Genomic DNA, 14949 nt, shown 5'->3' with positions numbered 1-14949 from the left:
TCCATTACTAGGTTACAAGTTTTTGAATTATCCCGACAAAAGCACTAAGTGCGTTGAACGCCAGTTTTGTATGGCGGCCGTTAGGGTATATAGTACTTCAAACTTGCGCCTTGTACTGAAATCCTTTAGCTCTTGCTGAGTGGGAAGTTAATTACTGTAATTGGTATTATTATTGAAGAAATAGGTTTGCATGGCTGTTTCTTCGATGAATTGATATGATGAAGCAGTTTTTACCATTTCAAAGGCTTATCTTAATGAAACGAAACTTGCATGTTCTTTTGGCTGTACTTGGCATGAATCTACTTGTTGGTTGCGTATCAACAAATAATACGACTGCTTTGTTAATCGAGCCTGCGTTGCCGGAGCAAAAAGCTGAAATTAATATCGCCAGATTAAATGAAATATTAACTACGGTAAAACTCACTCAGGAGCAAAAGGCAAGATTTCATTATGAGCGCGGTGTGTCATACGACAAAGTTGGGCTGAGGTTATTGGCTCGCTATGATTTTCAGCAAGCATTAAAATTAGAACCTACTTTAGCGGATGCCTACAATTTTTTAGGTATTTATTACACGCAAGAAGGTAATTTTAATAACGCCTATGAAGCTTTTGATGCGGTATTAGAACTCGCTCCCAATTATGACTATGCTCATCTTAACCGTGGTATTTCATTGTATTATGGTGGTCGTAATGATCTCGCTTTTACGGATTTGAAAACCTTTTATGAGGCAAACCCGAAGGATGGCTATCGTTCATTATGGCTGTATATCGTTCAACGTGAACAAGACGCTGACGCGGCATCAATTGAACTCAAAAAACATCGTCAAACTCTGAATGATGACGAATGGTCAACCTCAATTGTAGATTATTACTTAGGTGATATTTCAGAGTATCAATTACTGGAACACGCAAAATTGAATATTGATATAGAAGGCGTACCAGCAGAAAAAGTTTATGCAGAACATTTGTGTGAAGCGTATTTTTATATGGCGAAACAAGCGGCTTTAAATGGTAACAAGGCTAAAGCAGCGCAGTGGTTGAAGTTAACATTAGCTACAGAAGTGCATTATTTTGTTGAATATCGCTACGCAGGAATTGAGCTGATTAACCTTGAGCGAGAATAAACCACAATAATAAATGGTTAGGGTCTGTTGATCTTTCAGGATTAAATTTTGTGCTATTTGAGCATTTATCTGTTCAAGGCGTGAGCAGTGATGCTTAGCCATCTAAGTGAGCTGGTCACAACACAGAACAGTGAATGCTCAAAAGCATCGAAAAAAGAGAGAGCGTAAATTGGTCGCTCTTTCTAAATAAAAGGTGCTGCGTTATCGTTTTCTTATTTGGAAACGAAGTAACGACAGTTTTGTATGTCGATAATAACCAAACCTCACAAACTCTGCCTTGCATAAAATAACCAATTTATCGCTGCAAAAACAATCACGAAAGATCAACAGACCCAAGGGCGCAAGTCTTTTCTTACGCCCTTGGTTTAGAGGGCGTTCCCAATTAACAATGTTCAAATAATGCATTGACTCTCTTTAGTGATGATATTCAATATTTGATGGTTCATTGAGTAATCAATTGGTAAATCGATTACGTGAACTCCTGATGAGTTAAGTGCATTTGATAAAATATTCAAAAAGTCATTATGATCAATAGGACGATGGCCGATTGCACCAAAACTATTCGCATAAGCGACAAAGTCGGGGTTGTTAAAATCTAGCCCGTAGTCATCGAAACCTTTGCCTTCTTGTTTCCATTTGATCATTCCGTAAGCACTGTCATTTAAAATAATCACAACCAGATTTAAATTCATTCGAACAGCAGTTTCTAATTCTTGTGAGTTCATCATAAACCCACCATCACCATTAACAGAGATGACTTTTTTGGTCGGATTAAGTTGTTTTGCTACGAGCGCTGACGGCAATCCCGCCCCCATTGTGGCAAGTGCGTTATCCAGCAGTAGTGTATTGTTGCTATAACAAGGGTAATTTCTAGCAAACCATATCTTATAAATGCCGTTATCTAGAGTGATAATATCTGCATCGTCTAATGTTTCTCGAAGAATTTTTACTAATCGTTGGGGCAGCATCGGGAAGCGTTCATCGTCAGCATATTTGGCTATTTTTTCACTGACATAATCTTTAACTCGCCTGAAATAATCTGAGTTCTGACATAGGGTGTTTAGCCGCCTCGTTAACTGCTCAACGCTGTAATTAATGTCTCCGACTATTACTTGCTGAGGGAAGTAAACTTCATCGTTTCTTGCAGAACAAGTATTAATGTGAATAACTTTAGTACCGCCTTTTTTCATTAAAAATGGCGGTTTTTCAATAATATCGTGTCCAACATTGACAATAAGATCTGCGCGGTCAATGGCACAATGTAAAAAATCATCCTTTGACAGTGCTGCGGTGCCGAGGCATTGAGGATGTCTTTCATCAATCACGCCTTTTCCCATTTGGGTATTAAAAAAATAGATCCCAGTTTTGTTAATAAAGTCCGTAAGAGCTTTGGTGGAATGCTTCCGGTTAGCTCCAGCGCCGATCAACAGAAGTGGCATGTTTGCTTCTTGAATCATTTTCACCGCTTTATTGAGGCTTTCGTCAGTTGCTTGAGGCAATTGATAATCGATAACATCGAAAACGGTAGTGTTTGTGTCAGTTTGGGCAATGTCTTCAGGAAGCTCAATATATGCCGCCCCAGGGCGTTCTTCACTGCAAATCCTAAAGGTGTCTCTAATCACGCAAGAAACGTTACTGCCATCGGAGATTTGTTCGGAATACTTGGTAATTGGCTTCATTAATCCAACAACATCCACTAACTGAAATCGGCCTTGGTTGCTTGTTCTTATTGGTTTTTGGCCACCTAACATAATCATCGGCATCGCACCAAGTTGAGCGTAGGCGGCGGCGGTAACAAAGTTCGTGGCACCAGGCCCCAATGTTGATAGGCATACCCCCGGCTTACCAGTGAGCCTGCCATAAGTGGCGGCCATGAATCCCGCAGTCTGTTCATGACGAGTAAGAATAAGTTTAATCGGAGAGTTTTTGAGTGAATTCAAAAAATCGAGATTTTCTTCACCAGGAATACCATAAATATATTCAACGCCTTCATTTTCTAACGCTTTTACAAACAAGTCGGAGGTCTTCATTTCGTATTGGTTCCTTAGGTGTTAGGTTTAAGGCAAAGTATAGGTAATAGAAACTTTTCTGATGTAGGAATAAAGTTATAAATGCTATTTCATATCCTATGTTTACTCTCCATTAAGCAAACAATTGATAAATTAAATGGTATTACTTCTAATGAAATAATTGTGTTCTTATGATTTCATCCGTGACAAATGTTAGTTCCAATGCTGTTGAAGAATATAATTGCGTAACAGAGACATCGGTGGGGAATGCAAGTGTTGAACCCTCCAGCAGCGTAGTCGCTCAGTTCCATCAAAATACTTTACCAATTAGAGTTGAAACCACGCCAATTGGTATTGAAGGTGAGTCAGAATCACTCGAGTTCATGGAGGATCAGTTTTTGACAAACAGTATTCCTGAGGTGGAGTTGCTAGTTGAAGCGGCATACTGTTCAACGTTAGGAGTTTTAACAGGGCTAGAAATAAAACAACGTTTGTCCATTTTTGAAGGAATACAAAGAAAGTGCAGAAGTATTGAAGCCGGAGGAGCTTATCGGATGAAGCCAGAGTTAATTTACTTGTTGCACCATGTTCATGAGGAACATATAGAAGAAGTGAAAAGCTTCTTATCTACTGATATGGTTGATGAACGATTATTAGATCTTAACGTTTTTCCGATAGTTATTGGAAAAGAACAAAATTTTTCACAAGAAGAGCTCAATGTATGGTGTGAAGAGCACAACTATTCAGATATTTGCAAGTTGTCAGTTGAGAGTGCTGCAAATGATGCAATGATGGGGAGAGAATCGGGTCAAGACAATCTTCAAGTAACCGATGTAGACATGACAGAAGCAGGCGAAATAGAAGGTCAATCTATTTCACCTGTACTTGAACAGCCTGTTCAAGTTCCATTGAGTTCAAATGCTGTAATCCAAGACAATTTATCCAGCACCACAGATCTTATTGTTTCTGATTTTGGCCTTCCTAACACTAAGAAGCAATTAATCGCGTTAGCATTAGAAATTGAATCTTTTTCACCCAAAGAAAGGAAAACGACTTTCAGCTCTTCAATTGCCTCTTTTATGGATAAATATCCACCAAGGGCATGCTTTGATCCCCACAACTTTCCGAATATGCAGGCATTGCATCAAAGAATACTTCAAGCTTGCAAAGACTCAAGTCAGTACAGCACCGATGTGTCGAGCAAGGTGGCCGATGCACCACATTTGATAAAGCTTTTGTCTCCTTCAGCCAAAGGCAAGCAATTACGCAGAGTGTATATCGCTGAAATTGCAGCAATAGCTGTTGTTTGCAAGTATAGACCTCAATTCTTAATGAATGGCACTGGCAGTGCAATTGATAGCGAAGCGATGCCAACAAAATACAACGGTGAGATTGCTATTGTAAACTTACCACAACGACAAGTCCGAAGTTATATACATACTGGACTAAGTAAGACTTTGCCTAAAAGTATTATTACTTTTTTAAGTGGTACTCGCTTGTCTCCTTATATTCGTTTTAAAGATACGAAGGCTCACCAGCGGTTTATTGGACGATTGGATGATAGGATTACAGCCGAAGGATTAACAGATAGAAAAACGAGCCTACTCATTGATCCCCGCAAAGAGCACATTATGCCATGGGTGCGCAAAGAAAATAGCGTCATTAATGTCATTGATTTTTGTGCTTTATGTTTAGTTTTGGGGTGCACTCCTCAATGGTTACTTGGGAAAAAAAGTGCAACTCTTAGGGATGAAGGACAAAAACCGGTAATTTATAACACTGAAAAAATAAAAGTTAAGCTACTAAAACATGCAGATAATATCATTGCTCCACTTGTTGGGGTTGAAGTGAACGATCATGGTCAATACTCCAGTACCCCTTATGATTGGGAGTTGCACTTATTTGATGGCGAATTTGTTCGGTTCTATGATGATGAACCGCTAGCGGGTGCATATAGTTCTAGAGCATTTCGATTAGCATTAGTTAAGTTATCGAAAACTAAATTAACAGGTGCTTTACTTCCTGCAGTTTGTATCAGGCACTTATTAAAGCGTGTGCTTGTTGATTTTAAGAACGGTAAACAGTTTACCCCTGAACAAATATGCGATATTGCAAAAGTTTTGGGTATCCCTGCTATCGCCTTATTAGAAGGGCAGATTCAGCCTATAAAAATAACTGCTAAGAAACCAAAAGAAAAAGTTAAGCAATTTCATATGTTTAATGAATTTGATTTTGAGTCTTCGATTTTAAATAGAATGATGCGAGCGAGTTTGGTTTACGATGCGAAACTACCAATGAGTATTAGAAATTTAATTTTTAATACACCGTGCTTAAATAAAGTTATACCAGATACAGAAAAAAGCCTTGATTGTGTCCTCTTTAGAATTGAGCTTCAATGTTTAGTGTTGGGTATTGATAAAGCTAAACTGAATCGAATGTTGACAATGAATTACTCCGTAAAATGCAAGGATTATCGTAACGGACATAACAATTTAAGTGTAAGCGAACTATGCGGTTATGCATTCATTTTAGGGGTTAGACCTCAGTGGCTATTAAATGGGACAGGAAAAAGAATTGATAAACAACAAAGACCTCATTTTGTGGATGTGGAAGATCCTAAAGTTCGCAAGCTACACTTACTTTATCATCTTGATCGCTTCTTAAAAGGAAAACATGAAATTGCTTTAGCATCGGAAGTTACATTGACATTATCGACGTTTTATCAAATAAACGGTGCGGCCAAAAAGGGTGTTTCAGATATCGTTATCGAAAAGAAACAACAACAAGGTTTGGCCGAGTTAAAATTGAGAATAGAAAATGAGCTTTCAAATCAATCGTTTACGATGTATTTTTTAAGCTTGTTTGTTTTTGGACATGATAAAGAGCTAGAGAGAATATTCAATCAAAAAAAATTCATTACCCATAAACAAATCGCTGCGATTAGTCAGGCGCTAAATCTTAGGCAAAATTGGCTATTGTTAGGTAAAGAACCCAAATATATCCACGATGATGGTCCATCATTAATTTGTAAGGTTTATCATCAAATTCAATCGACATATCAGGATCCAGATTTAAATAAACCTAGGAAAGCCGTTGAACAATGGCTAAATGATCCTTTTAACGAAACTTGCGAAATAAGTAGTGAGCTTCTTGCTGATATTTGTAACGACAGCTCGTTGTCGAAGGAAGAGATTAACAAAAGAGCTAATGAACAAATCAGATTTGGCTCAAAGCAAAACATAGATGAATTTGTCAGTCGATTGAAATTAGCCACACAAGCTTGCGGACTTGATGATGCAAAAATTTCAGTAGCCTGCTTTACTAGGCGTGAAGCGATTAGTCGTTTTACCGTCGAGAGTAGAGGTTTTACGCGTAATTTTTACAGGAGAAAAGAACTGTTGATTTTTTCTTTGGCTTTAGGAGTAACCCAACAATGGCTTCTAACCGGTAAGGGAAGTATTTCGTATGAAGCCCATGAGCCTTGGCTAAAAAAAATTCCTAGCTTTGCGGTTCCTCCTCAAGCTAATTCCCGTTATCCAACTCATTTGGTCAAAAAAAGAAATGAAACATTAGCCGTTAAAACAGAAGAAGTTCGGCAAGCACGAAAGAGACTTAATACATTTCATGACAACTCTGAAAGTGAACGGCCGGTTAGTAAAAAAGCCAGATTAAGAGGATAAATTAAATTATAAGTCGGAAGTTTTCATAAGCTGCAAATTTCTATAGTCGTAAGTCAGTGTATTTAAGTCAATAATAGCTTTTTAAACAGCCTAAAAGAGTTTCTAATAATTATTTTGAGTGCGTTAACAAGGTGTTCAGTGATGAAAGGATAAAATGAAAAAAAATCATCTTGGATAATGTTGTGTTACAGAATATACAGTTATCTTCAACGCGTTGTGAGCCGCCAAAAAGTGTTGAAAGTGATCTCAGTGGCGATAATACAATCTCCAGCAGTTTGACCTATGGAACTATCAAACAAGTAGCTGCTCCTGAAGAACTAGCTCAATTTCATCAAGAGGCAACAATAACTTCTTTTGAGCCAATAGTTTTAGAAAATGACCGCGTATTAAAAAATAAACCAGATTCAATAAAAGCGGTACAAACAGGATCATTAACCCCATTAGAAGTCCAGCAGAGGGTCTCATTTGCTCAATGCATAAGATCATCGAATACTGAAGTCCCTGCTCTCGGGAATTATGTGATGCAACCGGAGTTAGTTTATTTAATACATCAAACACATGATGAACACTATCCTTTTTTGTTCGATATGATTTCTAGCAATATTACAGATGAGGAAATACTTGAAATAAACATTTTGCCGACTTTGTCTACTAACGTTAGAGAGTTATCACATCACGAATTGATCGAATGGTGTTGGGAAAAAGGTTATTTCAATGAAACAGAGCAGTCGACTGAAAATTTCGCCTTGTTAAATGGCTGTTCTTCTTTGGCAGAAGAAAATCAAGTTGTTGGAATGGAACAGGAAAATAGAGAGGCTTGCCTAGCTACAGAGGATGAACAGAGAATATATATTTTACCAGAAAATAAAGTACCAAAAACCAAAAAAACACTCAAAGGATTAGCTTTAATAATTGAAGAAAGCTCACCGTCTGAACGGGCTAAAAAATTTAGCCCCGCGATAGCCAGTTTCATGGGGTCTTACCCTCCAAAAGCCTGCTTAGTTCCACACAAGTTTCTTGAAATGCAAAATATTCATGATCGCATTAAACAAGCTTGTGTCGATGCAAACTTTCACCTAACCGATGTTTCTGAACAAGTTGCCGAAGGGGCACATTTTATTAAACGCTTATCACCAAAAATAGGTCAACAGTGTTTACAGCGACTTTATATCTCAGAGATAGCCGCTATTGCTGTGGTCTGTTGTTGCAGGCCGCAATGGTTGATGACGGGTGAGGGGACGGCTATAGATACCAATGCTATCCCCAACCCTTATAATGGTTATATAGCGCTTGAACAATTACCTCAAAGACAGATACGAAATTATTTACGCACTAAAAAAAGTATTTATTTACCGAACTATATTCAAACGTTTCTCAATAAAAATTATACAGAGTTTCATATTAAGTTGAGTACTGAACGTACTGTAATTACTCCAAGTACGAAAGAGATGTTTATATTGCACCTTAATAAGAGGCAACAAGAGCTCAATCTGTCTGACAGGCAACTAAGTTTATTGGTTGATCCTCGCAAAGAGCATCTCATTTCTGCGATGAGAAGAACTGACAGTGTGAGTATTATTGATTTTACAGCTTTGTGTCTTGTGCTTGGATGTTCTCCTCAGTGGTTACTTGGGGAGATACAGTATGAAGGTGGTTTTGGAGTTAACCCACCAGTTTATTATGACGTGAAAAAAATTAATCCTGAGGTATTACAAGACAATGTAAGAGGGCACTTTCTGGTTGCTGGGATTGAAGACTTACATGAAAAATCATCTGCTTATGACGCTGAATTTGAAGCGTTATTATGCAGCGAAGAGTTTGTTCAATTTTTTGATAAAGAGCCTGTGGTTGGGGCTTACGATATAAATAAATTTCAGCAGGTTTTAGAAACATGCTCTAAGTTTACATCTTATGACACTTCTCAAAAAGCCTTATGGATTAGGCGTGCCATAAAACTTGTTGTGCAAGATATCACACTTGGAAAGCGATTTACTCCCTATCAAGTCAATGCCATTGCAAAATGCCTAGGAATTAAGGTAATGCCAATGTTAAATGGCGAAATTGTACCGAAGCACTCCATACTGCAGCACTCCGTACAGCATCAATCTCTACAGCTGTTACAAAGTTTATATTGTCAGAACTTTGTACATTCCATACTTGCACAAATGATGTCAGCAAGTTTATTCGAAGATCCTACCTTGCCTAATTGTATTAAGCAGAAATTAAATCAAACCTGCTGTTTAAACGAAGTCTTGTCTGAAAACGGAAAAGATATTTCCCCTATTTTTGGGCGAATTGAAACCCAATGTCGTGTTTTGGGTATAGATCAAGTGAAACTCAACCGCATGCTAACGTTAAATCCTTCAGTGAGAGTGAAAGACCATCGTCAAGGTAGAGCTAACTTACCATTAGCTGAGCTTTGTGGTTACGCATTTATTTTAGGTGTTCGTCCTGACTGGTTAATGAATGGAGAAGGAGATCCCATAGAAAGCGGCCAGATTCCATATTTTGTGAAGCTGCCAGATCAAAAACAAGCAAAACAAACTTTACTTTCTCATATTGACGACTATTTGGCCGGTAATCAACAAGTAATGTTATCGACAGATGTCATGGTTACACTGTTTAAATATTACAATAAGAATGGAGTGGTAAGGCCTAATTGTTCTGAGGTTGCAGTGAGTCATAAGCTTGGTGTCGATAAATTTGAACATTTTAAAACGCGTTTAGAACGTGAGATAAGCGAACAAGATCTCACTCAGGCACTGGTTAGCTTGGTGGTTTTTGGTGATAATAAAGCTTTATACAGGCAGCTTAATGATAGAAAATCAATCAATTATAAGCAGGTGGCAGCATTGGCCCAAGGGTTAAATCTAAGGATTGATTGGCTTGTAATGGGAGAAAAGCCAATAAAAATGAATGAAAACGATAGCTCGTTGCTTGTCAATATGTATAAAAAGAAGGAAGTGTCATACACTCAGCCAGAGCTAAAAATGGTAAAGGAGCATGTTACAAAGTGTTTAAAGCACGACAAACGCCCTGACTCTATATTCTCTGAACTTTGCATGGATATTTGGAATAAAGATAAAATGGATCTCAGTGAGGTAACCAAACGAGCGAATGAAAAAATTCATTTTACTGGGTTGGAGCAGAAAAATGTTTTTTTACATAGGGTTATGCTTGCCGCAAACGCCATAGGCTTTCATGAAGCTGCAATATCAACAGCATGTACAGGGAAACAAGATTATTTTATACTTTTAAAACGCGGTAATGGTCAGGGTTTCATTAAAAACACTTATAGGAGAAAGGAATTGCTGATTTTGAGCTTAGCCTTAGGGGTCAGACCAAATTGGTTATTGAATGAGGAAGATCATCTTGTATGTTTTGAGGGACAAATGCCATGGTTGTATAAAGTACCTGGTTTCGCTATACCTCCTCAAGGAGAATCAAGAGTTCCGGAACGATTAATGAGAAAACGAATTGAACAAATACAAGAAAAGACAGAGATGCCTAAGCAATCTAAAAAGCGAGTTAGAAAAGCTAATGAAGTAGACAGTGAATTCGAAGTTGATGGTTTTTCAGTGTCGAAAAGAGGTCGGTACTCAGTAAGATCACGAAAGAACTAAGGAGAGAAAGCTTGAATTGAGTTTGTCTTAACATGGAAGATAAGCGAAAATAGTAGCAATATTGTATTTTCTTAAAAGATAACCGATAAATGTCTAATGTTGTGATCCCTGAGGAAGTGTCTAAACGTCGCACTTTCGCTATTATTTCTCACCCTGATGCGGGTAAAACGACCATTACTGAAAAAGTATTACTTTTTGGACAAGCTTTACAGAAGGCTGGTACCGTAAAAGGTAAAAAATCTGGTCAACATGCTAAGTCAGACTGGATGGAGATGGAAAAAGATCGTGGTATTTCGATAACCACATCAGTAATGCAATTTCCCTATTCAGGAGCATTGGTTAACCTACTTGATACACCAGGTCATGAAGACTTTTCTGAAGATACCTACCGAACGTTAACCGCGGTTGATTCATGTTTGATGGTCATTGACTCTGCAAAAGGTGTTGAAGCCCGAACCATCAAATTAATGGAAGTCACTCGCTTACGTGATACTCCAATTGTGACCTTCATGAATAAATTGGATCGTGACATACGTGATCCCATTGAGCTGATGGATGAAGTTGAAGATATTCTTAAAATGGCTTGTGCGCCGATTACATGGCCTATAGGTTCAGGCAAAGAATTTAAAGGTGTTTATCATATTTTGCGTGATGAAGTGATCCTATATGAAAACAATAAAGGACACACGATCCAAGATTCAGTCATCATTAAAGGCCTCGCTAATCCAGAACTAGATGAAGCAATTGGACATGTGGCTGATGATTTACGTGAGGAACTTGAACTCGTATTAGGTGCCGCTCATGAATTTGATCATGATGCTTTCTTGAAAGGGGAGTTAACTCCAGTCTATTTTGGTACCGCACTAGGAAATTTCGGTGTTGACCATATTCTTGATGGCATTGTTGAATGGGCGCCTCGGCCATTACCACGTGAAGCTGACGTCCGTGAAGTTAAGCCGACCGATGAAAAGTTTTCAGGTTTTGTCTTTAAAATTCAAGCGAACATGGATCCAAAGCACCGAGACCGTGTTGCATTTATGCGTGTTTGTTCGGGGGAATACCGCCAAGGCATGAAAATGCACCATGTAAGGCTCAATAAAAACGTTAATGTCAGCGATGCATTAACCTTTATGGCGGGTGATCGTGAACGAGCAGCTACTGCTTACCCTGGTGATATTATTGGGTTGCACAATCATGGCACCATTCGCATCGGTGATGCGTTCACTGAAGGCGAGAAATTACGATTCACAGGTATTCCTAATTTTGCTCCAGAATTGTTCCGCCGTATTCGATTACGTGATCCTCTGAAACAAAAACAACTATTAAAGGGGCTGGTTCAGCTCTCTGAAGAGGGAGCTGTACAGGTATTCCGTCCTTTAGACTCTAATGATTTGATTGTTGGTGCGGTGGGGGTACTTCAGTTCGAAGTAGTTGTAGGAAGACTGAAGACAGAATACAACGTAGAAGCTATTTACGAAGCGATCAGCGTAGCGACAGCTCGTTGGGTGTATGCTGAAGATGAGCTTAAATTGGAAGATTTTCGCAAAAAATGCAGTACAAACTTAGCCTTAGATGGCGGTAATAATTTAACTTATATCGCACCAAGTATGGTGAACTTGAATTTGAGTATAGAAAGGTACCCAGATATTCAGTTTGCCAAAACTCGGGAAAATTAATTTATGTGGGTATTCACGTAATGAATATAAAGGCTGCGATTTGCAGCTTTTTTTGTCACTTAAACGACATGGAGTCATAACAGGATGCTTCATGTTAGACATTACGATTATTGGCTGTTTTTTCTTCATCAACATTTTAATTGGTATCTACGGTAGCCGTAATATCACAACTTTTTCCGAATATTCAGTGTGGAAGCGCTCTTTCGGAAGTTTCACTCTTTGCGCAACCGTAACAGCCTCGTTTCTCGGCGGTGGCTATATTATGGGGAATGCAGCGAAAGCATACTCAATTGGTTTAGTTTATGCCTTTGGGCTACTTGGTTTTAGCTTAAAAGAACTTTTAGTGGGTTGGTTTATTGCACCGAGAATGCAGCAATATAATGATTGTCACTCGGTAGGCGATATTATTGGTCGTCATTACGGTCATAAGGCCAAGCTGATCACGGGTATATTTTCCTTGCTCGTTTGTATTGGCATATTAGGCTCGCAGGTCAGCGCCATTGGCGCAATGTTTAGCTTATTTTTTAACTTAAAACCTGAATTAGGTATTCTGATTGGCTTTAGCGTCATCGTATTTTATTCGTCAATAGCGGGTATGCGCGGAGTTGTATACACGGACACATTTCAGTTTTTCCTCATCATCATTGGGATTCCGCTGATTCTTATCTTCGCAATCAACAGTTTAGGTGGGTGGCGCTTGGTTGTGGAGACAGTGCCGGTATCTAAATTAAACCCGTTTATAAGTTCATCAGGATGTTGGCACTTTGTCGCGATATTTTTGACTTTTTTGTTCGGAGAGGTGCTGGTTCCACCCTACGTACAGCGATTATTTATGGCTAAATCGATCCAACAGACTAAAATTGCCACTGTGATCGCCTCTTGTATATCAGCGCCAATATTTTTAATGGCTGGTCTCATTGGCATTGTGGCTTTTACGATGAATAGTAATATTGATCCTAATGCTAGTATCCCCTATGTCATTAACCAAGCCATGCCATCGGGCGTAAAAGGTTTAGTTATCGCAGGAATTATCTCGGTGATCATGTCATCAGCTTCAAGCTTTTTGAATGCGGGTTCTATTGCCTTTACTCAAGACATACTACCTTTTATTTTTGCTAATCAAGATCATAATCAGCATCAAAAACTGGGAATTGTAAGGTGTGTTTCAGTGATTTTAGGGCTTGGTGCCATGGGCATAGCCATGAGCGTAGACAGTATTTTAGATATTTTGATATACAGTTATAGTGTTTGGACACCAGTTTTAGTTGTTCCATTAATTGCGGCAATTTTTGGAAGGAAACTATCGGTACAAGGTTTTTACTATTGCGGAGTCACTGGGGTTGTAACGACAATTGCCGCAAATCTATTTTTAACAGCGGACAGTGTATTGAGTGCTAATGTATTGGGAGTGCTTGGCAGTTTCATCATGTTGTTAATCAGTTTAAAATTTTATGGAAATTCCTTAGGGATCTAGCGATTTAGAAAGTACCAATCTTTGTCATGCCAGCGAAGGCTGGTATCCAGTGATTTTTATAGAAAAAAGCATAGGCACTAGACTACTGAAATACAAAACTGTTGTTACTTGGTTTCTAGCCTGCGCTGGAGTGACGAGAACTCATCGGTATACTTTCTTCCGCAACTTTCCTTAATCCTAAAAACATCAGTTGACTGCGTTCTCAAGCGTAGAAAAATGGCTGATAGTAAGGCGTAGCTTGCAGCAAGTAGTTATATTCTACTTGCAAAAGTTACAACGCAGATAGCAGCCATTTTAGCAAGCTTGTGAGCGTAGAGCACTTCACTCATTGGGTGAAAGTCATGATGATAAAGTCATCTTATTGACTCAAACAGTTACTCATATACTCAGCGTTCAACTGATGTTTTTAGGTTAATTGACAAAACAAGAGAAAAATAATGTTGATTGATAGTCATGCTCACCTTGATTTTGAAGTGTTCGATCACGATAGAATTGAGTTGTTTAAAGAAATGAAGTCACAGGGAATAGTGTCAGCCTTGATCCCGGGAGTCTCGCCTGCCAAGTGGTCTAAGCAATTGCAAGTAGCACATGAGTTTAAATGCCCTTTTGCGCTAGGGATACATCCTTGGTTTGCTGATAAAAATATCGAAAAAGGCTGCATAGCATTACAAGATTACGTTCAGCGTGAACAGCAGAATGAACGTTTTGTAGCCATTGGTGAATGTGGTTTAGACAAAATCAAGAATGAAAATTGGCATTGGCAACTTGAAGTGTTTAAACGGCAAATCTTGCTGGCTAAAGCGGCGAAATTGCCTTTAATTATTCATGCTGTGAAAGCGCATTCAGAGGTTCTTGAGTTATTGAAAAAAAATGATTTTGAATTTGGTGGGATCATACACGGTTTTTACGGCAGTTCCGAGATAGCGAAAAACTACATTAAGTTAGGTTTCAAATTGGGTATTGGCGGACTGATTTTAAATGATAGTGCAAAAAAGCTTCAGAACACAATCAAAGAGTTGTCACTAGAACACTTCGTTGTTGAAACAGATTCACCAGCGATGTTACCTAAAATGTGTGAAGGAAATCGCAATACTCCACTTCTTATTAATGAAATTGTCACAAAAATTGTCGATTTAACACAAAAACCAACTGTTCTGGTTAGGAAACAGTTGCTGGCATCTTTTTTTCAAGCTGTTGACTATTAGCTTTATTTGTAAGGATTCATATTTTTTGTTGTTACATCGTACGCTAATTCGTTAATAGTTAATTTCAAAAATTTGATCGAGACAACGATTTTTCCTAATAGCTTAGGTATAATCCTCACCTGAAATGGGTTGGTTAACAACATAATTAAAAAACGTTA

General features: G+C 38.4%; 7 protein-coding genes. 6 read left to right on the top strand and 1 reads right to left on the bottom strand.

Annotated features, from left to right (window positions below):
* The first annotated feature begins 248 nt into the window (after positions 1-248).
* The gene (gene nlpI, locus E2I05_RS18185; RefSeq protein ID WP_376707922.1) at positions 249-1124 is read left to right on the top strand and encodes a lipoprotein NlpI; all 876 of its coding nucleotides are present in this window, start codon (positions 249-251) and stop codon (positions 1122-1124) included.
* 392 nt (positions 1125-1516) lie between these two features.
* On the opposite strand, the gene E2I05_RS18180 is transcribed toward nlpI, so the two are convergent.
* Positions 1517-3154, bottom strand: a complete 1638-nt coding sequence (locus tag E2I05_RS18180; protein ID WP_121854653.1) for an acetolactate synthase large subunit — start codon at positions 3152-3154, stop codon at positions 1517-1519.
* A 170-nt stretch (positions 3155-3324) separates the two neighbouring features.
* Between E2I05_RS18180 and E2I05_RS18175 the strand changes: the two genes are divergently transcribed.
* From E2I05_RS18175 to E2I05_RS18155, 5 genes are all read left to right on the top strand, one after another.
* Positions 3325-6813, top strand: a complete 3489-nt coding sequence (locus E2I05_RS18175) for a hypothetical protein (protein ID WP_121854652.1) — start codon at positions 3325-3327, stop codon at positions 6811-6813.
* 182 nt (positions 6814-6995) lie between these two features.
* A complete protein-coding gene (locus tag E2I05_RS18170; protein WP_133309791.1) occupies positions 6996-10436 on the top strand; it encodes a hypothetical protein in 3441 nt (1146 codons plus the stop codon).
* Between the two features lie 89 nt (positions 10437-10525).
* The gene (gene prfC, locus E2I05_RS18165; protein ID WP_121854650.1) at positions 10526-12112 is read left to right on the top strand and encodes a peptide chain release factor 3; all 1587 of its coding nucleotides are present in this window, start codon (positions 10526-10528) and stop codon (positions 12110-12112) included.
* A gap of 91 nt (positions 12113-12203) precedes the next feature.
* Positions 12204-13586 (top strand): sodium:solute symporter family protein, encoded by a 1383-nt coding sequence (locus E2I05_RS18160; RefSeq protein ID WP_121854649.1) that lies wholly within the window; start codon positions 12204-12206, stop codon positions 13584-13586.
* Between the two features lie 437 nt (positions 13587-14023).
* On the top strand, positions 14024-14791 hold the full coding sequence (locus tag E2I05_RS18155; protein WP_312018411.1) for a TatD family hydrolase: 768 nt from the start codon (positions 14024-14026) through the stop codon (positions 14789-14791).
* The last annotated feature ends 158 nt before the right edge of the window (positions 14792-14949 follow it).

This window comes from Parashewanella spongiae (assembly GCF_004358345.1).
Taxonomy (GTDB): domain Bacteria; phylum Pseudomonadota; class Gammaproteobacteria; order Enterobacterales; family Shewanellaceae; genus Parashewanella; species Parashewanella spongiae.
Note: the sequence above shows the minus strand (reverse complement) of the source record. Positions and strands in the feature narration are given on the sequence as shown.